The sequence below is a fragment of the Pseudomonas sp. KD5 genome, assembly GCF_012932895.1.
GTDB lineage: Bacteria > Pseudomonadota > Gammaproteobacteria > Pseudomonadales > Pseudomonadaceae > Aquipseudomonas.
This window is the reverse complement of sequence record NZ_JDWJ01000015.1, coordinates 98,771-117,581: the sequence shown is the minus strand read 5'-3', so window position 1 is coordinate 117,581 and position 18,811 is coordinate 98,771. Positions and strand designations below refer to the sequence as shown.

Below are 18,811 nucleotides of genomic sequence, written 5' to 3'. Positions count from 1 at the left end.
TTTTCAAAGTGACTCGCTGTAAGAGCGAAACCGCCAGCCGCCGTTACCAAAGAAACGGATATGTACACCATCAAAAAACATGTTGCCCGCGAAGGGGCTCGATCAGGTACGCATCCCGCGCCCACTCACCAGCAGCCGCGCACAACCGATGTACAGCACAACAGTCGCTACCAGCATGAAAGCAATCGCCACGCTGATCTTGATGTCCGACACGCCGAGGATGCCGTAACGGAAGGCGTTGACCATGTGCAGCACCGGGTTGGCCAGCGACACGGTCTGCCAGAACGGCGGCAACAGGCTGATCGAGTAGAACACCCCGCCCAGGTACGTCAGCGGTGTCAGCACGAAGGTCGGGATGATCGAGATGTCATCGAAATTGCGCGCAAATACCGCGTTGATGAAACCCAGCAACGAGAAGATCGTCGCCGTCAGCAGCACCACCAGGACGGTCACGCCCAGGTGATGCACCTGTAGCGTGGTGAAGAACAGCGACAGCAGCGTCACGATGAGCCCGACCATCAACCCGCGCAACACGCCGCCCAGGGTGTAGCCGATCAGAATCGTATGGGGCGACACCGGCGACACCATCAGTTCCTCGATGGAGCGCTGGAACTTGCTGCCAAAGAAACTCGACACCACGTTGCCGTAGGAGTTGGTGATCACCGACATCATGATCAGCCCCGGCACGATGTACTCCATGTAGGTGAAGCCACCCATCCCGCCGATCTGCCGCCCGATCAAATTGCCGAAGATCACAAAGTACAGAACCATGGTGATGGCTGGCGGCAGCAAGGTCTGCGGCCAGATCCGGGTGAAGCGCTTGACCTCACGGTAAACGATGGTATTGAGGGCAACGAGGTTGGGTTGCAGCTCAGAACTCATACCGCCACCTTCGACAGATTTTTCTCCACCAGGGACACGAACAACTCCTCGAGGCGATTGGTTTTGTTACGCAGGCTCAACACTTCGATGTTCTGCTGCGCCAACTGGGTGAACAGCGCGGTAATGCCCATGGCCTTGTCGACCTGGACTTCCAGGGTATGACTGTCGATCAGTTTGGCCGGGTACCCGAGCAACTGCGGCGCCACTTGCAACGTGTTCTTCAAGTCCAGCAGGAACGTCTCGACATGCAGTTGGCTGAGCAACTGCTTCATGCTGGTGTTCTCGACAATGGTGCCGTGGTCGATGATGCCGATGTTGCGGCACAACTGCTCAGCCTCTTCCAGGTAGTGGGTGGTGAGGATGATGGTGATGCCTTTCTTGTTCAGTTCGGTGAGGAAGGTCCACATCGAGCGACGCAATTCGATGTCCACCCCCGCCGTCGGTTCGTCGAGGATCAACAGGCGTGGTTCGTGGACCAGCGCCCGGGCGATCATCAGTCGGCGCTTCATGCCGCCGGACAGGGAGCGCGACGGCACATCACGCTTGTCCCACAAACCCAGTTGGGTCAGGTACTGCTCGGCGCGTTCCTTGGCGATTTTCGGCGGGATGCCGTAGTAACCAGCCTGGGTCACGACGATGTCGAAGGTCTTTTCGAACTGGTTGAAGTTGAACTCCTGGGGCACCACACCAATGCAGCGCTTGAGCGCCGCTGGTTCCTTGTCCAGGTCGTGACCGAATACATTCACCGTGCCGCTGGTCTTGTTCACCAGGGTCGAGAGAATGCCGATGGTTGTGGATTTGCCGGCGCCGTTCGGGCCGAGCAAGGCGAAAAAGTCACCTTCGGCGACGTCCAGATCGATACCACTCAAGGCCTGGAAACCGTTGCCGTAGGTTTTGGTTAGCTGCCGGATGGACAGAGCGGAACTCATATCGGATTTACGCACCAAGAAGGGAAGAAAGGAATAAATAAGGGCGGGCGGCGATCAATGCAACCGCGGCGCATGAGCGCAATGGTGCTTGTCGCCGCCACACAAGTACAGTCACGCGTGTTGATAGTGAGTATTAAGTCAACGCGGTCATGACGGCTTTGCGATAGGCCGGACGCTGTTTCAACCGTGCGTACCAGGCTTCGAGATGAGGCAGCGGCGCGCGCTCGATCGGCATCTCGAACCAGGCATAAATGAAGCTGCCCAAGGGAATGTCGCCCATGCCGATCTCATCGCCCGACAGGTATGGCTTAACCGCCAGCGCTTGATCGGCCATCGACAGCAGATCGTCGCACTCCTTGATCGCAGCCTTGATGGCCGGCCAGTCCTGCTGCTCTTGCGGGGTGCGCAACACGCCCCAGAACACCGTGCGAAACGGCGCGGCAAAACTTGAGGTGGTCCAGTCCATCCACTTTTCGGCCGAGGCACGGGCTTGCAGGTCCGTCGGATACCAGGCAGTGCCGCTGGCATGGCGAGCCACCAGGTAACGCACGATGGTGTTGGATTCCCACAGCACGAAGCCGTCGTCTTCGATCACCGGCACGCGACCGTTGGGATTCATCGCCCGGTACTCAGGCGTATCGACCACGCCAAAGGCACCGCCGGCATCGATGGCTTCATAGGCCAGGCCCAGCTCTTCGGCGGCCCACAATGGTTTTCTGACATTCGACGAATTTTTCCGACCCCAGATCTTCAGCATGACCGCTCCTTGTTGAATGAATGCGCAGGCAGCATACGCCGGATCAGACGCGACTCAAATCGCTCTGCATATCACCCAGCAGCACCGGCACTTGCTCACCGAACAGATGCGGATAGCACTTTTCCAGGTGCTCGAAAAAAAACGCTTCAGGCACATCGGTGAACTGGCCGTGATCGACCAGGTACTCCATCAGCTGCTCGCCGTCACGGTTGAAGGGATGGAACACGCTGTCATTGATCCCGTCGAATTCCAGCGGCGCGACATTGAACAATTCGCACAGTTGTTGATTGAAAGCCGGCGTGGCTTTAACCCAACGCTCGTTCAAATAAAGCTCGGTGTAGCCGTGCATGGCGAACACATCACTCTTGAGCAGTTCGAGCAGGCGCGGCGTCGACAGGTGATTGCGCACATCCGCCAGACCGATACGCGCCGGGATCCCGCAATGCCGAGCGCAACCTGCCAGCAGCGTGGCTTTGGGCACGCAATAACTCTCCCCGGCCGCCAGCGCATAGCTGCCGCGCAAGGTTTGCGGATCACGGCTGAAAGTGTAGGGGTTGTAGCGCACGGCCTCGCGCACGGCGTAATAGAGATTGATCGCCTGCTCCAACGGATCGCGCCCGGCGCCACGATGTTTTTCGGTGAACTCCACCACCGAGGGATGGTCACTGTCGATGAAGCGGCCGGGGCTCAGATACGCGTGCATGGGAGCAATCTCCTGGGGGAAGCCACGAGTCTAGCGACACCTTCAGCACAGAGATAACGACGTTTCGGCCAAATATCAGCGCTTGCCCGCTCTGTTGACGAGCCCTCCATCGAAATAACTGACGAAGTCCGGCCGTTTCGTCCTACAAGCTCAACCCGATCGCTCCGACCACCCACTTTTATGGATGCCGTCTAAGCTCTGAGAGTGGTTTTGCCCCTGGCTTCAGGAGAATTAATTATGCTGCTGTTGTGGATACTGGTTCTGGTGGTCGGGATTGCCTGGCTGGCACATCGCCGCACCGCACCTCTGCCCGCTTTGGGCATCATCGCTGTCTATCTGCTGGCGATGGGCATCTTCAGACATGCGAGCCATGCCCCCGTCTGGCTGCTGCTGATTTTCTGGGTGTTACTAGCGGCCGTGGCCGCCCCCCTGTTGCTGCCGGACCTGCGCCGAAAACTGTTCACGGCGCCCATATTCAACTGGTTTCAAAAAAACCTGCCGCCCATGTCGCAAACCGAGCGTGAAGCCATTGAAGCCGGCACGGTCTGGTGGGATGGCGAGCTGTTCAGCGGTCGTCCGGACTGGAACAAGCTGCTGGCCTATCCAAAAGCGCAACTGAGTGAAGAGGAACAGGCGTTTATCGATGGCCCGACCGAAGAACTCTGCGCGATGGTCACCGATTGGCAGATCAGCCAGTTGATGGACCTGCCACCCAAGGCCTGGGATCACATCAAGCAGCATGGCTTTTTTGCCCTGATCATTCCCAAGGAGTACGGCGGCAAAGGCTTCTCGGCGTATGCCCACTCCCAGATCGCGATGAAACTGGGAACCCGCAGCGGCGACCTCGCTTCCACCGTCATGGTGCCCAACTCCCTCGGCCCGGCGGAACTGCTGCTGCATTACGGCACCGACGAACAACGCAATCATTACCTGCCACGGCTGGCCCGCGGCGACGATATCCCCTGCTTTGCCCTGACAGGCCCGATGGCCGGTTCCAACGTCGGGGGCATGACCGACACCGGAGTGATCTGCAAAGGTGAATGGGAAGGCCAGGAAACCCTCGGCCTGCGCCTGAACTGGGAAAAACGCTACATCACCCTCGGTCCGGTGGCGACCTTGATCGGCCTGGCCTTCAAGGCCTATGACCCGGATCATCTATTGGGTGACAAAGTCGACCTGGGGATCAGTCTCGCATTGATTCCAACCCAGACCCCCGGTGTAGAAATCGGCCGCCGTCACTTGCCGCTGGGCGCCGCCTTCATGAACGGCCCGAACGCCGGCAAGGATGTGTTCATACCGCTGGAGTTCATCATCGGCGGTCAGGAAATGCTCGGCGAAGGCTGGATGATGCTGATGAACTGCCTGTCGGTCGGGCGTTCCATTTCGCTGCCTGCCATCGGTACTGCCGCGGGCAAGTTCAGCAGCCTGGTGACAGGCCAATATGCGCAGGTTCGCGAGCAATTCAACGCACCGCTGTCAGCCTTCGAAGGGATTCAGGAAGCACTGGCGCGGATCGGCGGCAGTACCTGGCTGATGGACAGCGCGCGGATGCTCACCGCCAACGCCGTCGACCTCGGCGAAAAGCCGTCGGTGCCCTCCGCCATCATCAAATACCACCTCTCCGAACGCGGTCGCGAGTGCATCAGTCACGCCATGGATGTTCACGGCGGCAAGGCCATCATCATGGGCCCGAACAACTATCTGGCGCGTAGCTGGCAAGGTGCGCCCATTTCCGTCACGGTCGAAGGTGCGAACATCCTGACACGCAACCTGATGATCTTCGGCCAGGGCGCTATTCGCTGCCATCCGTACGTGCTCAAGGAAATGGCCCTTGTCCACCGCGAAGACAAACAACAGGCGTTGATCGAATTCGACGCCCTGCTGCTCAATCACATTGGTTTTGCCGTGAGCAACGCCGCCAGCACCCTGGTGCTGAACCTTGGCTTCGGGCATTTCGAACACATGCCTGGGGACAAGCTCAGCCAACGCTACGTGCGCGCCCTCAACCGTCAGGCCGCGGCTTTTGCCATGCTTGCAGACCAGTGCATGATGCTGCTGGGCGGCGATCTGAAACGCCGCGAACGCTTGTCCGCACGTCTGGGCGATGTGCTCAGCTACCTGTATCTGGCCTCCGCGGCGCTCAAGCGTTATCACGATCTCGATTCGCCGGAACATATGCGTCCGCTGTTCGCCTGGGCCATGGAAGAGAGCCTCGGCCAGTCCGAACGTGCGCTGGACGAACTGCTGACCAATTTCCCGAACAAGGTACTCGGCTGCCTGCTGCGAGTGATGGTGTTCCCGTTCGGTCGCCGGCACAAAGGCCCGTCGGACAGGCTGGCGGCCAAAGTCGCCGCAGTCCTCGGCCGCGCCAAGGGCGATCCGACCCTTGAGGAGTTATTGGCGGGCTGCTATCGCCCGCAATCGACAGAGGATCCGGTCGGCGCCCTGCAACACGCCTGCGACTTGCTGAACGCCGCCAAACCGCTACAGAAAAAACTCAACACGGCGCTGAGAAGTCGCCAGGTCAAACCCACTGTCGGGGAGTCGGTCATCGATGCCGCACTGGAGGCTGGCGTCTTGCAACCGGTTGAGGCCGAGACCTTGCGTGAAGTGGAGGTGGCGCGGCGCAAGGTGATCGACGTCGATGATTTCGACAAACAGGTGCTGGTGCTGGGCAAGGGCAAGGTCCGCTGATCCAGAGGACCGTGTGTCGCCTTACCATCATGGGGCGCTTTACCCTGTGAAAAAAGGGCGCGGGAGCTTTATACTCCTGCGCCCGTTTTGCTCTTGAGGACTTATCTCGTGTCCAATGTCGTTGCCGATCATCTCGTCTTGCTCGACCACCTGCGCAGTATCCTGGTCGCCGTAGGTGAGGCCGAACAGGTTCCCGAAGAAAGCCATGCCTTGTTCCTGGAGCGCTTCGACGAACTGCGTGCGTTGCTGCCGGTCGACCCGATCGAAAGCCAATACCTGGGCCAGGACATCCTGTGCCAGATCATCACCCGCTACCCGCAAATCGCCCACCTGGTGCCGCGCGATCTGCTGTGGTACTTCGCCGGTGACTGCCTGCATTACATGCCCGATGATGAAATCGACCTGTACCAGGCGCTGGAAGAACGTCGCTTCGAAGCCGAACAGAACGATGAACCGTTCGACTGGAATCAGGAAAAACAGCTGCTGGCGATGTCGAATCAGGACAGCAAGCACTGATCTCCAATCAGTAACGCAAAAGGCCCGCATGGTTAATCATGCGGGCCTTTTTTGTTGGCCGGGTAAAGATCAAAACAACCCATCACTCTCCGGCAACTCATACGCTGCCGCGCCCTTGCCCAACGCACTTGGCTTGCCTGGCTTGCTCAAGGTCGGCTCTTTCTCCAGGCATTCCACCAGATAGTCGATGAATACCCGTAACTTGGGCGGCAGATAGCGGGTGGGCGAATGCAGCAGCCAGGCGCCTCCGTGGTAGGACGCCAGAAAGGTCCAGTCCGGCAATACCTGCACAATCAGCCCCTGTTCCAGCGCATAACGGGCGGTGAAGTACGGCAGGCTACCGATCCCGATGTGTTGCAATACCGCGCCCAATCGCACGCCCGTGTGATTGGCGGCGTAACGTCCGCGCACACCGACGGTCACGGCTTTACTGCCTTTCTTGAACTTCCAGCGCGCATCGCTCGGGGTTTCGCCCAGATAGATGCAGCTGTGATTGAGCAAGTCGTGGGGATGAGTCGGTGTGCCGTGCTCGGCCAGGTACTGCGGCGTGGCGCAGAGCAAATGGTCGATGGTCAGCAATTGCCGCCCCACCAGCCCCGCAGGGGGCCGATCGGTAATACGGATGGCCAGGTCGACGTTGTCATCGATCAAATCCACTTGGCGGTCCTCGAGCAACAACTCCACATCCACTTTGGGATAACGCCGCAGAAACTCCGGCATATGCGGATGAATCACAAATCGCCCGACGGCCTTGGGCACGCTGACGCGCACCAGCCCTTCCGCTTCCTGAGTGAACTGACCGCTGATTTCCATCACCGACTTCGCCGCGCTGACCATCTCCTGGCAGCGCTTGAACACCTCTTCGCCTCCGTCGCTCAGGCGTAGCTTGCGCGTGGTTCGTTGCAACAAACGCGTGGCAAGCGCCTTCTCCAGCCGCGAAATGCTGCGACTCACCGCCGAGGGTGAAGCCCCCAACTGACGCGCCGCTTCGGAGAAACTGCCGGTTTCGACAACCTTGACGAAAATCGCCATTTCACCGAGCAGCGGCAGGGGAAGATTTATGCTCACAGCGCAACAGTCCTTTGATGGTTGAACGGATTATCACGCAATTCCACGGTTCATATAATAAAAATAGAAACTTTAATAAGGGCATGGAATATGACGCTTCGCCTCTTTTTCCATAGTGATGACCTCAGGGCCAATGTGGAAGTCCTGGATTGCACGCCCTATGAGAACGAGTTCGCCGTGGTGCTGCGCGCCACTCTGTTTCACCCCCAGGGCGGCGGGCAACCCTGTGATACCGGCTGGATCGGCGAAAGCCAGGTGCTGCGCGTGGTGCAGGAAACGGAGCGGATCATCCATTTCGTCGACCACCCGGTAAAACTCGGCATGATCCAGATTCGGGTCGACGAGCAACGCCGCCAGTTCAATACGCGCATGCATTCGGCGGGGCATCTGATTGGTCACTTCGTCCAGGCCATGGGCTGGATGCCGATCAAGGCTCATCACTGGCCGGATGAAGGACGTGTGCAATTCAAACCGGGCGATGGCGCGCAGGAGGTTGATGCCCAGACGATTCAGCACGGCATCAAGCAATGGATCGCCCATGATCTGCCGCGCTTGACGTCGTTGCGCGAAGGCGCCCGTGAAATCGGTTTCGGTGAGCTGCCCGCCTACGGCTGCGGCGGCACCCATGTACGCAGCCTGAAGGATTTAGGCATGGTCACAATCGCTTCCCTTTCGCAGAAAAAGGGAACGTTGTCAGTCCACTACCACGTGGATTGAGCCTTTGGGCGATGTCGACCTCGTCATCGCCTGACGCCGGGGGGCCTGTGTTCACGGGCTCTGTTGACTATCTGATAGATGGACCTAAGACATGATGCTTGACGTCGAGCGTCTCGATGAGACGTGCATACAAAAACTGGCCAACGAAGAAGTCCTCGCCATCCGCGTCAGAGGCTTGTTGCCTCGGCCACTGGCGATCCAGATCGGCGACAAGATCCTCGCCCCCGGCTTTGAAGGCTACATCAACGCACCGAGCATCGGTCGCATCGGCATGGCGTTTTACGAAGCGGAAAACCAGCCACTGCTGATCGAAGACTATTTCGAGCGCGCCACCAGCAACATCGCCGAGTTGCGCAGCCGTTGTGCGCCCTACTCCTCGCCTGTCGACACCCTGCGCTGCATGCTCGATGAGTCCTGGCCGGCGGGGGCGCACCTGGAAAACCTCTATGGCCGCAAGATGTATGTGGGGCTATCGCGCGTGGTCAAACCCGGCGTGTGCTTCCTCGCCCATCACGACATTTTCGCCAAGGACGCCCCGGACAGTTTCCAGGCCAGAAGCCTGGAAGCGCAGTTCGCCTGCAATGTTTACCTGAACATGCCGACCGAGGGCGGCGCCTTGCAGATGTGGGACCACGACATTTCCCCGGACCAGTTCGACGAGATGCGTGGCGACAGTTACGGCATCGATCCGGCCTTGCTCGGCCCTCCGACCCTGGAGATTCGCCCTGAGCCCGGTGATTTCATCATGTTCAATTCACGCCGCATGCACTCGGTGACACCAGGTGTGGACGATCCGCGATTGAGCCTTTCTTTCTTTGTCGGCTACCGCGGCAATGCTTCCCCCCTGACTTTCTGGAGTTGAGATGTTTTCGAATTACCTGGGCGAGTTTCTGGCGCTGGCAACCATCCATTTTCTGGCCGTGGTAGCTCCCGGTCCGGATTTCGCCGTGACCATCCGCCAAAGCGTGCGTTTCGGGCGTTTAGTGGGCATCTGCACGGCGCTGGGCATCGGCGCGGGCATTTCCGTGCATGTGCTGTACACCTTGCTCGGCGTCGGCGCATTGATGCACACCACGCCTTGGCTATTGACGGTGGCCAAGGTGATCGGGGGGGCCTACATTTTGTACCTCGGTGTGAGCCTGTTGCGCAGCAAACCCAAAGTGGCGATTGAAGGCGACAACGGCGCAGCAGCGTCAACTGAGCAGCAGACCCTGTTCAAGGCCTTCAGCACGGGGTTTCTGACCAACGCCACCAACCCCAAGGCTACGCTGTTCTTTCTGGCGATCTTCACCACCCTCATCAGTGCCACGACACCACTGCAGATTCAGGCGCTGTACGGGTTGTGGATGTGTTTCGTGAACGCCCTGTGGTTCGTGATCGTGGCCCTGTTCTTTTCCAGCGCCCGGGTGCGACTGCTGTTCATGCGTATGGGGCACTGGTTCGAACGAACCATGGGGGTGATCCTTATTCTGTTCGCCGGACGCCTGATTCTGTCCATGTAAGCCCTGCCGCCTTAGTTGCCTCGCCGAACCGCATTTTTTTGCCGCTCCAACGCCAGCAACATGGCTATCTCCACACTCTGCCCTGAAAGTTTTGTTTTAAATCGTGGCGCTTTGCTTTGTTTGAACTACCTTCAAACAAGAAGAAGTCATAACGGTTTGAATTTTGACGTTAGGTTCAGAGATCAGATAGCGAATTGGCAAAAGGAGTTACCTCACTATGATCCTGACAGGCGTTTACCGGCGCAGAGCTGTGATTGCCGGTTGCTTTTTAGGGGAGTCAGGTTGGCGGGAAGTGCCGCCTATAACCGCGATGGTTGTCGAGCCTGAGCCTGCCGCTCGGGTCGGCAGCCCAGGTATCTGGATCACTAAAAGCCGTTTTAGAAGGTCGCTCGCTGTTCATTCGGATCAGCGTATTGCACCTGCTTGCGTGTAGCACCAAGGAATATTGCCGGGGGCATTGGTCATTAGTGGTGAGTGCTCTGGCGAGGTTGAGGGTCGACTCAGGCCCCCTGTAGTGATCCGAGGCAACTTGGTTTGCCTTGTAGATGGCCTATTCAGCGAGGATGCACTTAATGAGCTATCGTACCGTGCCCGCTTTCAAGCGAATTATCCATGGCCTGTTCTGGATGGGCCTCAGCGTGGACGCGGCTCAGGCCGCGGCGGCCAATTGTTCGCAGATGGACAGTATGCCGACAACGTTCGAGGTCGGTCAGGGGCTTCAGAGTGAACTGCACACACCGGTTCCGGTGACGCAATTGGCCGTGGGTGACCCGAAAATTGCCGATGTGCAACCCAGCGGCAACAATCCCAGCGCCTTCATACTCACCGGTCTGACACCGGGAGCCACCAGCCTGATGGTCTGGACCTCCTGTTCGAAAACACCACGCCAAAGCATGGTGTTCGTCAAGGGCCGGGCCACCGCGGCGCTGACCAGCGTGTCGACGGGACCTACCGAAGACCCGATGCTGCCAAGCCAGGTGCAAACCGATATTCGCTTCGTTGAAGTCAGCCGGACCAAACTCAAGGAAGCCTCAGCGTCTATTTTCGGCACCCGTGGCAACTTCCTGTTCGGCTCGCCGAGAACCTTGCCTACCATCGGCGGCATCGTTACGCCGTCATTGCCGGTGAACAACGATAATTTCAACCTCTCTTTTGCGACCGGCAATACCCTGGTGGCGATCAACGCGCTGGAAGGCAGCGGTTTCGCCTATACCCTGGCGCGACCAAGCCTGGTGGCGCTCAGCGGGCAGAGTGCGAGCTTCCTGGCCGGCGGTGAAGTACCGATTCCGGTGCCCAGTTCGGGCAGCGATAACATCTCCATCGAGTACAAGGAGTTCGGTATCCGCCTGACCCTGACGCCAACCATCATCGAGAAAAACCGTATTGCCCTTAAAGTGGCGCCGGAAGTCAGTGAACTGGACTTCACCAACGCCGTAAGCATCGCCGGCACGATAGTTCCGGCGCTGACCATACGCCGTACCGACACCAGCATCTCCCTGGCCGACGGCGAAAGCTTCGTCATCAGCGGCCTGATCAGTACCCGCAACAATTCCCAGGTGAACAAATTCCCGGGGCTGGGCGATATCCCGATTCTGGGCGCGTTCTTCCGCGACAACACCATCAACCGTGAAGAGCGCGAACTGCTGATGATCGTCACCCCGCATCTGGTCCAGCCCCTGGCGGCCAATGCACAACTGCCATCGTTGCCTGGCGAGCAGCTGCGCAATTACGACCCGAACTTCTACCGCATGTTCTTCCTAGAAAATGGTGATTTCGACAGTAAGAGCGGGCTCTCGCAATGAACCGGAGCCAGACGCTGAACCGGGCTTTCGCCCTCACTCTTAACGGTGATCTTGAGCGCTTGGCGGGCCAGCTGTATTGCCATTGGCCAGGCGTTCAACGTGTTGTAGCCAGAGGACACTCGATGAAAGCAGTCATTGCAATAACGGCGACATTGATGCTCGCAGGTTGTGCCACCAATGGCCTGTCTTCGCGACCGGCTGTCTGTGCCAAACCCAGTTCGGAGCAAGAGCTGGCCCTGAATCTGGCTGACAACATGGTCAATGAGGGCCGTTTGTATGCCAGCCTGGCGAATCTTGAAGGTTTGCCCGATGACCTGGTCCAGGTTCGCCTGCGAAAGGCTCGGGTGCTGCGCTTGATGGGGCGTAAAGATGCGGAGCCGTTGTATCAAAGCTTGCTCGGCACCTGTCTGGCCCCTGAAGGGGAACATGGCCTGGGCCAGTTGGCCGCGGCTAAAAATGATAACGCCACCGCTGCCACTCACCTTGAGCGAGCGGTGAAGATGTCCCCCACCGACGACAAGATGCGCAATGACCTGGGGGTCGTCTACCTCAATCAGCGACGGATCCCTGAAGCACGCTTCGAGTTCATGACGGCCATGGAGCTCAAGCAGGCGGATTCTCTGGCGGCACTCAACATGGTGACGCTGCTGATTTATCAGGATAACTGGAAGGCGGCTGCCGAACTCGCGAACCGCGCCAGCTTGAGCCCCCAGCAAGTCGCAGAGGCGCAAAACCGCGCGGAAAAACTCAAGGCCTCTGCTAAAAAAGCGGTGGCTTCCGAGGGGAATCGTAAGGCTGAGGTAGCCGATGCCTCACCCAGTGCTGCGATCAAGTAGAACGTACGAGGAGTCGAGATGAATACCAAAAGGCTGTTGATTGTGTGCATGGCTTGCCTGTCCACCAGTGCCTGGGCTATTGAGCCGGGTCCCTCCTCGGCGCCGCAAAAAGGCACCGAACAGTGGATGCAGCTACAGATCCGTGGTGTGGTTGCCTCCCCTTTTCGGCAAACTGCATCGGTCACTGAGCGTGACCTGTCCTTCCAGCGCTGGCTGAACAGTTTCACCCACCCGATTCCGGAATTCTTTGAACAGGATGCGGCGGGGAAAATGACCACCGGCAGTAACAACTGAGGCACGTCAATGGATGCTCAACCTCTGGCATAGTCCAGAGTAGCCTGGCTAAAAAGCCAGGCTTAATTACGTCTGCAGGAAAGTATTGGCATCTACTCATTTTTCAGTTCTGACCGAATCCCCCTGTAGGAACCGCAATGCTGTTCACTTAAGCAGTAATGCGATCCGTAGCAGCTGTCGAGCCTGCGAGGCTGCGTTCGGCTGCGCAGCAGTCGTGAGTCCGGCTGACACGGTCTGCCTGACACACCGCAATCACTGGTTTGACGACTGCTGCGCAGTCGAACGCAGCCTTCGGCAGCTGCTACAAAGAATGCGTCGCGGCTGAAAGTAGGAGCGAGGCTTGCCTGCGAAAGCGATCTGTCTGCCACCATAGATGGCGGATATGACGGCCTCTTCGCGGGCAAGCCTTGCTCCTACAGGTTATGTGCAGATCTACGAGGGGAAGTACAGAAAAGGCTCGGGTGGCAAGGCCATCGTGCTCGACAGCCCCGCCCGTTTACCTCACCTGAATGCTCTCAACACGCCGATAATGGCCGGCCCGATGGCGACCAGGAAGAAGCTAGGCCACAGACAGAAAATCAGTGGGAATATCAGTTTGGTACCGACTTTCGCCCCCATCTCTTCGGCGGCTTGTGTACGCCGGTCACGGAACTCATCGGCATAGATACGCAGGGTATCGGCCACGCTGGTACCAAAGCGAATACTCTGCGCCAACAGGCTGACCAATCCTTGTACGTCTTCCAGGCCGGTGCGCACAGCCAGCTGTTTCAGCGCCTCGGTACTGGGAATGCCAGCGCGGATTTGCGCGTTGACCAGCGCCAGTTCCTCAGCCAGCTCAACCTGACTGACCGACATCTCTTCAGCCACCCGTTCAATGGTCGTGGGCAGGGCCAGACCCGACTCCACGCACACCACCATCAGATCCAGTGCGTCCGGAAACGCGGCACGCAGCCGACCTTGTAGCATTTGCTTGCGCTTGTCGACATACAGCGCTGGCACCAGCCATCCGATACCAGCCGCCACGGCCACCAACAGCAGCCCCTGGTTCAGCGAAACCTTGGGAATTATCGGCAATAGCAACAGCGCAATGCCGACCAACACCAGGGGTAACAGCAAGCGCACCGCCCAGTACATCTGCACCGCCGAAGAGGATCGATACCCCGCATGCATCAACAGGGTCTGGGTGACGGACGCCTTAGCCGATTCGGCCGAGGCAAAGCGCTGGCCGACCCGCTCCAGCAGCAGTTGCAGATTACTCGGAGCTTCCTGGCTGGCCGTGTTGCCTAAATGACCACGCTTGATCAGCTCCAAACGGCGCTGCACCGGGTCCTGAAGCCCCAGCATCAGCAAGATTACCGCAACGACCGCAAGCACCGTACTGAGACCGATCGCGCCAATGAACAACAGCCGCCCCATCTCCTCGTTCCCAGTGACCCGACTGAACAACCCGAGTAAAAAGTCCATGACCTGTACCTCCCGGTAGCGAACACCGCTTAAACCTGAATTCGGATGACTTTGCGTATCCAGAAAATTCCGACCAACATGGCGCAGAAAGCCCCGATGATCAGCTTGTGGCCTGTGGGATCATTGACCAGCACAGGTATGTAGTTAGGGCTTGTGATCATCATCACGATCGCCAACACGAAGGGAATCGCCACCAGCACCCAGGCCGACATGCGCCCTTCCGCCGACAGGGTCTTGATCTTGCGCTGAAAGCGGAAGCGTCCCCGGATCAGCCGACTCAAACGCTCCAACACTTCCGTCAGATTGCCGCCGGTCTCGCGATGGATGAGGATCGAAGTCACCAGCATCATCACCGTCATGCTTGGCATGCGCTCCAGCAAGCCGAGCATGGCCCGGCGTACATCGTTGCCGTAGTTGATATCGGCGAAAGTCAGGCCGAACTCATGAGCGACCGGCCCCTTGTGCTCCTCAGCGACCAGGCGCAGGGTTTCGTTGAACGGGTGCCCGGCGCGCAGGGCCCGGCACATGGCATCCAGTGCATCCGACAGACCTTCCTCAAACGCAGCGAAACGTTTGCTACGGTCACGAAAAATTTTCAGCAAGGGTACCCAGAACACCCCGAAGCCCGCCAACAGCGCCATCCACCAGACTGACGAGATCATCCAGATCGAGATGCCTGCGCAGGCGCCCAGAAACAGCCCGAGCAACAGCACCCGATAAGCACGATATTCATGACCCGCCTGCTCGATTACCTGTGTCAGGTTCGCCATAAAGGGCAACTGCTCAAGCATGGCCTCCAGTGGCGACAAACGCGTCAGGTATTTCTGCCGTAACACTGTCTGCATGTTAGGCAAATTGTTGGCTTTCTCCAGTACGTTCAACCGACCGCGAATGCGCTTGCGCATCTTGCCGGCCTCGCCGAACACCGGCACTACCACGCCCTGAGACAGGAGGAACGCGGCGATGAACACCATGCCCAAGAACATCAGAATGAATTCACCAGGGATATGACTCATGGCTGCCGTGCCTCCATCCATTCAGGCCTGAACATCGTCAGCGGCAACTCGATGCCGCGCTTGGCCAGCACATCGCGGAAGGCCGGGATCATGCCGCTAGGGCGATAATCGCCGAGCACCTCGCCGTTTTCGCCCATGCCTTGACGCGCAAAGGAGAAAATTTCGGTCATGGTGATGATCTCGCCCTCCATGCCGTTGATCTCTTGCACGCTGACCAGCCGGCGCTTGCCGTCCTCCTGACGTTCCAGCTGGATCACCACATCGATGGCCGACGCGATCTGCTGTCGCATGGCCTTGATCGGGAAGGTCGCCCCGCTCATCGACACCATGTTCTCGACTCGCCCCAGCGCATCGCGCGCGGTGTTGGCGTGGATCGTGGTCAAGGAGCCATCGTGGCCGGTGTTCATGGCCGTCAGCATGTCCAGCGCCTCGGCGCCACGCACCTCGCCGATCACAATGCGGTCCGGGCGCATCCGCAAACTGTTGCGTACCAACTCCCGCTGACTCACCTCACCACGCCCCTCGATGTTCGAAGGCCGGGTTTCCAGACGCACCACATGGGGCTGCTGCAGTTGCAGTTCGGCCGAGTCTTCGATGGTGACAATCCGTTCGTTGTGCGGGATGAAACTGGACAGCACATTGAGCATGGTGGTTTTGCCGCTACCGGTACCGCCGGAAATCAGTACGTTCAGGCGCCCGCGGACAATCGCCTTGAGCAGCAGGGCAATGGCCGGGGTCAGCGTGCCCACCTGGATCAGGCTATCGGTATTGAGCAAGTCCACCGCAAAGCGGCGAATCGACATGCTCGGGCCATCAATGGCCAGCGGCGGGATAATCGCGTTGACCCGCGAACCGTCCTTGAGCCGGGCATCCACCAACGGTGAAGACTCGTCGATACGCCGACCCAGGCCGGACACGATACGGTCGATGATATTCAGCAAATGCTGATCATCGCGAAAGCGCACATCGGTCCGTTGCAGTTTGCCGAAGCGCTCGACATAGACCGAGGCATAGCCGTTGACCAGAATGTCGGACACGCTGTGATCGGCCAGCAACGGTTCCAAGGGCCCCAGGCCGAGCACCTCGTCGGTGATCTGCTTGATGATCAACTGGCGGCTGGTGGTACTCACCGGGGCCGAATGCTCGTCGAGCAGACGCTGGCAAATATCGCGAATCTGCCGCGCGGCCTCGGCCTGTTCGAGGGCGTCCAGCAAGGACAGGTCCATGACCTTGAGCAACTGCTGGTAGATCTTTTCCCGCCACTCGGCTTCCACCGGAGTGACCTGGCTTCTGGTTTCGTAAAGAACGTCTGGTGTTACACGCTCCCACGCCATTAATTCCTCTGCCGGATCCAGCAGGTCGTCGCCCTGAGCAGCTGACGATGCAGCGGTTTTACCGGACTGTTTGCGCAAGCGGTTACGAAAGTCGCTGATCATGGGTCATCCCCCGAAAAAACGGTTGAAGGCGCGTTTGAGTAAGCCTTTGTTCCCGGCTACCTGTTGACCGACCAGGTCCTCGGTCATGTCGCGCAGGGCGGAAGTAATCGCAGCCCTCGGCGCATGCAGCCCCAACGGCACGCCAGTGTTCTGACTCTGGCTGACCAGGTTGAAGTCGTTGGGTAATTTCGACAGATTCGTGCAGCGCAGCGCTTCGCCGATATCCTTGAGGCTGATCGCTGCTGCCTTGTCAAAGCGGTTGACCACTATCTGCAATTGATCCCCGCGCACGCCCAGGTCGTCGCGAAGAATCCGCACCAGGGAGCTGGCATCGCGCAGATGACTGACGCTCTGCTGCACCACCACGTACACCCGATCCACCTGTTCCAGTACAGAGCCGGTGAGGTGGTCAATTTGCCGCGGCAGGTCGATCACCACCCAGTCGTAGCTGGCGCGGGCCAGTTGCAACAGGGTGTCGAGTTGCTCGGGTTGGGCATCCTGCGGCAGGCACAGCTCACCGGCCCGGCCACCCAGCACATGCAAGGTGGGGCTGAAGTGGCTGCAAAAACCGCGTAGCGCGACGCTGTCCATGCCATCGATCTGATGCAATACCTCGAGATGGCTGTGCGTCTGCGCCACATCCAGGTAATGCGTCACACTGCCGAATTGCAGGTCCATGTCCAGTAGCAGAGTGCTTCCGCCCTTGACGCTGAGCTGTTGAGCCAGGTTGCAGGCCAGCAAGGTTCCGCCGGAGCCGCCCTTGGCGCTCATCACGGCGATCAATTTGCCTTCTGCCCCGCTGCCGGTGCGAACCTCCATGACCAGGCGATTCAAGGCGGCAACCAATTCGGTCTCGGCGATAGGCTCCGGCAGCACGTCACGGGCGCCGGCCTGCATCGCCAGACGCATGCCTTCCTGCTCGCTCAGCAGGCCGCACACCAACATCGGTGGACGCTCATGGGCCGGACGCTGCAACAGCGCCGCCAGCTCCTCACGCCACAAGTGGCTGACGCGCAACAGCAACAGATCGGGCATCCGGTCCAGACCGTAGAGCGGGTCGACATGCCCATTACTCACCAGGCGAGTGCTCACCTCCAGACAGGGCATGCGCTGGCAGACGCTCTGCAGATCGCGCAAAGCGGTGGCATCACGACTGCTGATCAGCAACCGCAGCCCGGTCTTGCCGGTCGAGCTGGAAAGCGGGGTGTCCTTGGTATTCAGCATGGTGTGATCTCCCCGGAATCGGAATGACGCCCGAGGCTTTCGCGTGGCAAGGTTGCCTTGAATGCAGGCAAGGTAATGGGCACGCCGAACCCGGGAATAAACAGATTGAAAACGAAGCCTTGCAGACTCAACTGGACATAGCGGATGGCACGAAAACCAGTGGCGCTGACCAGGTCGCCGGGACTGGCCACCACAGCACCGTTAACATCCAGATAGGTCAGCGTCAGGTTGGTGGTGGCCAGACTCGTGATCAGCTGGCTCGTACCGGCGTCGGTCGCGGCGTTGAAGATCGCACGCCGCAAGACCACCGGATCGCTGATGTTGCACACCGCTGCCAGGCGCGCACCACGCCGCGCGGCTTCATCCAGCGCATTGACCGTGAAGTACAGGCGGCCCATTTCCAACACGCCGAACAACAGCGTGAATACCAGCATGCCAATGATGGCGAACTCCACGACATAAGTACCGCGCATGCGTTTGCGATTCATCACAGTGCCCTCATGACAGTAGTGGCGACCAGCGGAATGCTCAGCGCAATCTGATTACCAAAAAATCCCGGAATCGAGCCGGCACAATTGCCACTGCCAATCACCGGGCAGAAGTTGTAAGTGATGGTGACTCGCACATGGTCGATGCCCACCGCGGCGACCGCGACGTTCGCGGTCGTCAACCCAGACACCACCGCAGCCCCGGTATTTGCAGGCACGCCATAAACCGCGACGTTTTTCGTCTGGGTCTGCAGCGTGCCGCTCAGAGAGACTGCGCCAAGCGTCGAGTTCCAGGCCTGGCTGGCGACGAAACGGCCGGCATCACGGCTGGCCTGCAGCAGGACGTTGTACTGGTAGAGCATGCGGCCGAATTCGCCGAGACTCAGCAACAACAGGAGCAACAAGGGCAGGAAGAGGGTGAACTCCACCATCGCCACGCCTTGTTGGCGCTGCGGATGTTTAAACGAGTGAAGTCTCATGACG

At 59.0% G+C, this 18,811-nt stretch carries 19 protein-coding genes; 8 read left to right on the top strand and 11 right to left on the bottom strand.

Annotated features, from left to right (window positions below; translation table 11 throughout):
- Positions 1–102: 102 nt before the first annotated feature.
- The 4 genes from AF70_RS26815 to AF70_RS26800 form a co-directional block, all read right to left on the bottom strand.
- Positions 103–882: an ABC transporter permease gene (locus AF70_RS26815; RefSeq protein WP_018926238.1), complete on the bottom strand. Its 780-nt coding sequence runs from the start codon at positions 880–882 to the stop codon at positions 103–105.
- A complete protein-coding gene (locus tag AF70_RS26810; protein WP_028938938.1) occupies positions 879–1,811 on the bottom strand; it encodes an ABC transporter ATP-binding protein in 933 nt (310 codons plus the stop codon). Before AF70_RS26810 ends, AF70_RS26815 begins: the two co-directional genes overlap by 4 nt.
- 133 nt (positions 1,812–1,944) lie before the next feature.
- The gene (locus tag AF70_RS26805; RefSeq protein WP_018926240.1) at positions 1,945–2,568 is read right to left on the bottom strand and encodes a glutathione S-transferase family protein; all 624 of its coding nucleotides are present in this window, start codon (positions 2,566–2,568) and stop codon (positions 1,945–1,947) included.
- Positions 2,569–2,611: 43 nt separating this feature from the next.
- Positions 2,612–3,271, bottom strand: a complete 660-nt coding sequence (locus AF70_RS26800; RefSeq protein ID WP_028938937.1) for a transglutaminase family protein — start codon at positions 3,269–3,271, stop codon at positions 2,612–2,614.
- A 237-nt stretch (positions 3,272–3,508) separates the two neighbouring features.
- Between AF70_RS26800 and AF70_RS26795 the strand changes: the two genes are divergently transcribed.
- Together AF70_RS26795 and AF70_RS26790 are read left to right on the top strand one after the other, a co-directional pair.
- Complete coding sequence (locus AF70_RS26795; RefSeq protein ID WP_028938936.1) at positions 3,509–5,965, top strand: acyl-CoA dehydrogenase; 2,457 nt, start codon at positions 3,509–3,511, stop codon at positions 5,963–5,965.
- 108 nt (positions 5,966–6,073) lie between these two features.
- On the top strand, positions 6,074–6,481 hold the full coding sequence (locus AF70_RS26790) for a PA2817 family protein (protein ID WP_007938686.1): 408 nt from the start codon (positions 6,074–6,076) through the stop codon (positions 6,479–6,481).
- Positions 6,482–6,550: 69 nt separating this feature from the next.
- On the opposite strand, the gene AF70_RS26785 is transcribed toward AF70_RS26790, so the two are convergent.
- Positions 6,551–7,549, bottom strand: coding sequence for a LysR family transcriptional regulator (locus AF70_RS26785; RefSeq protein ID WP_019581185.1), 999 nt, complete (start codon positions 7,547–7,549; stop codon positions 6,551–6,553).
- A gap of 90 nt (positions 7,550–7,639) precedes the next feature.
- Here AF70_RS26785 and AF70_RS26780 point away from each other — a divergent pair, with 90 nt between their 5' ends.
- From AF70_RS26780 to AF70_RS26755, 6 genes are all read left to right on the top strand, one after another.
- Positions 7,640–8,266 carry a hypothetical protein gene (locus AF70_RS26780; RefSeq protein ID WP_019650412.1) on the top strand — a complete coding sequence of 209 codons (627 nt, stop codon included), beginning with the start codon at positions 7,640–7,642 and terminating at the stop codon, positions 8,264–8,266.
- A gap of 91 nt (positions 8,267–8,357) precedes the next feature.
- Positions 8,358–9,128: a 2OG-Fe(II) oxygenase gene (locus tag AF70_RS26775; protein WP_019581187.1), complete on the top strand. Its 771-nt coding sequence runs from the start codon at positions 8,358–8,360 to the stop codon at positions 9,126–9,128.
- Between the two features lies 1 nt (position 9,129).
- Positions 9,130–9,768 (top strand): LysE family translocator, encoded by a 639-nt coding sequence (locus tag AF70_RS26770; RefSeq protein WP_028938935.1) that lies wholly within the window; start codon positions 9,130–9,132, stop codon positions 9,766–9,768.
- Between the two features lie 572 nt (positions 9,769–10,340).
- Positions 10,341–11,570 (top strand): type II and III secretion system protein family protein, encoded by a 1,230-nt coding sequence (locus AF70_RS26765; protein ID WP_028938934.1) that lies wholly within the window; start codon positions 10,341–10,343, stop codon positions 11,568–11,570.
- 122 nt (positions 11,571–11,692) lie between these two features.
- Positions 11,693–12,406: a tetratricopeptide repeat protein gene (locus AF70_RS26760; protein WP_028938933.1), complete on the top strand. Its 714-nt coding sequence runs from the start codon at positions 11,693–11,695 to the stop codon at positions 12,404–12,406.
- Positions 12,407–12,424: 18 nt separating this feature from the next.
- Positions 12,425–12,700: a DUF3613 domain-containing protein gene (locus AF70_RS26755; protein WP_028938932.1), complete on the top strand. Its 276-nt coding sequence runs from the start codon at positions 12,425–12,427 to the stop codon at positions 12,698–12,700.
- Positions 12,701–13,201: 501 nt separating this feature from the next.
- On the opposite strand, the gene AF70_RS26750 is transcribed toward AF70_RS26755, so the two are convergent.
- Genes AF70_RS26750 through AF70_RS26725 form a run of 6 tightly spaced genes read right to left on the bottom strand, consistent with a single transcriptional unit; the run spans position 13,202 to position 18,807 of the window.
- On the bottom strand, positions 13,202–14,164 hold the full coding sequence (locus tag AF70_RS26750) for a type II secretion system F family protein (RefSeq protein WP_028938931.1): 963 nt from the start codon (positions 14,162–14,164) through the stop codon (positions 13,202–13,204).
- A 29-nt stretch (positions 14,165–14,193) separates the two neighbouring features.
- Positions 14,194–15,180: a type II secretion system F family protein gene (locus AF70_RS26745; protein WP_028938930.1), complete on the bottom strand. Its 987-nt coding sequence runs from the start codon at positions 15,178–15,180 to the stop codon at positions 14,194–14,196.
- Positions 15,177–16,616 (bottom strand): CpaF family protein, encoded by a 1,440-nt coding sequence (locus AF70_RS26740; RefSeq protein WP_028938929.1) that lies wholly within the window; start codon positions 16,614–16,616, stop codon positions 15,177–15,179. Before AF70_RS26740 ends, AF70_RS26745 begins: the two co-directional genes overlap by 4 nt.
- Positions 16,617–16,619: 3 nt before the next feature.
- Entirely contained in the window at positions 16,620–17,840 is a 1,221-nt protein-coding gene (locus AF70_RS26735; RefSeq protein ID WP_028938928.1) for an AAA family ATPase, read from the bottom strand.
- Positions 17,834–18,328, bottom strand: coding sequence for a TadE/TadG family type IV pilus assembly protein (locus AF70_RS26730; RefSeq protein ID WP_028938927.1), 495 nt, complete (start codon positions 18,326–18,328; stop codon positions 17,834–17,836). The genes AF70_RS26735 and AF70_RS26730 overlap by 7 nt, the downstream gene beginning before the upstream one ends.
- Positions 18,328–18,807: a TadE/TadG family type IV pilus assembly protein gene (locus AF70_RS26725; protein WP_028938926.1), complete on the bottom strand. Its 480-nt coding sequence runs from the start codon at positions 18,805–18,807 to the stop codon at positions 18,328–18,330. The genes AF70_RS26730 and AF70_RS26725 overlap by 1 nt, the downstream gene beginning before the upstream one ends.
- Positions 18,808–18,811 lie beyond the last annotated feature (4 nt).

What these genes read in the sequence shown, in the direction of transcription:
- AF70_RS26810 (WP_028938938.1), bottom strand. Translation starts at nt 1,811, where the DNA reads ATGAGTTCCGCTCTGTCCATCCGGCAGCTAACCAAAACCTACGGCAAC.
- AF70_RS26800 (WP_028938937.1), bottom strand. Translation starts at nt 3,271, where the DNA reads ATGCACGCGTATCTGAGCCCCGGCCGCTTCATCGACAGTGACCATCCC.
- AF70_RS26795 (WP_028938936.1), top strand. Translation starts at nt 3,509, where the DNA reads ATGCTGCTGTTGTGGATACTGGTTCTGGTGGTCGGGATTGCCTGGCTG.
- AF70_RS26780 (WP_019650412.1), top strand. Translation starts at nt 7,640, where the DNA reads ATGACGCTTCGCCTCTTTTTCCATAGTGATGACCTCAGGGCCAATGTG.
- AF70_RS26805 (WP_018926240.1), bottom strand. Translation starts at nt 2,568, where the DNA reads ATGCTGAAGATCTGGGGTCGGAAAAATTCGTCGAATGTCAGAAAACCA.
- AF70_RS26745 (WP_028938930.1), bottom strand. Translation starts at nt 15,180, where the DNA reads ATGAGTCATATCCCTGGTGAATTCATTCTGATGTTCTTGGGCATGGTG.
- AF70_RS26770 (WP_028938935.1), top strand. Translation starts at nt 9,130, where the DNA reads ATGTTTTCGAATTACCTGGGCGAGTTTCTGGCGCTGGCAACCATCCAT.
- AF70_RS26725 (WP_028938926.1), bottom strand. Translation starts at nt 18,807, where the DNA reads ATGAGACTTCACTCGTTTAAACATCCGCAGCGCCAACAAGGCGTGGCG.
- AF70_RS26740 (WP_028938929.1), bottom strand. Translation starts at nt 16,616, where the DNA reads ATGATCAGCGACTTTCGTAACCGCTTGCGCAAACAGTCCGGTAAAACC.
- AF70_RS26730 (WP_028938927.1), bottom strand. Translation starts at nt 18,328, where the DNA reads ATGAATCGCAAACGCATGCGCGGTACTTATGTCGTGGAGTTCGCCATC.
- AF70_RS26735 (WP_028938928.1), bottom strand. Translation starts at nt 17,840, where the DNA reads ATGCTGAATACCAAGGACACCCCGCTTTCCAGCTCGACCGGCAAGACC.
- AF70_RS26775 (WP_019581187.1), top strand. Translation starts at nt 8,358, where the DNA reads ATGATGCTTGACGTCGAGCGTCTCGATGAGACGTGCATACAAAAACTG.
- AF70_RS26755 (WP_028938932.1), top strand. Translation starts at nt 12,425, where the DNA reads ATGAATACCAAAAGGCTGTTGATTGTGTGCATGGCTTGCCTGTCCACC.
- AF70_RS26750 (WP_028938931.1), bottom strand. Translation starts at nt 14,164, where the DNA reads ATGGACTTTTTACTCGGGTTGTTCAGTCGGGTCACTGGGAACGAGGAG.
- AF70_RS26765 (WP_028938934.1), top strand. Translation starts at nt 10,341, where the DNA reads ATGAGCTATCGTACCGTGCCCGCTTTCAAGCGAATTATCCATGGCCTG.
- AF70_RS26760 (WP_028938933.1), top strand. Translation starts at nt 11,693, where the DNA reads ATGAAAGCAGTCATTGCAATAACGGCGACATTGATGCTCGCAGGTTGT.
- AF70_RS26815 (WP_018926238.1), bottom strand. Translation starts at nt 882, where the DNA reads ATGAGTTCTGAGCTGCAACCCAACCTCGTTGCCCTCAATACCATCGTT.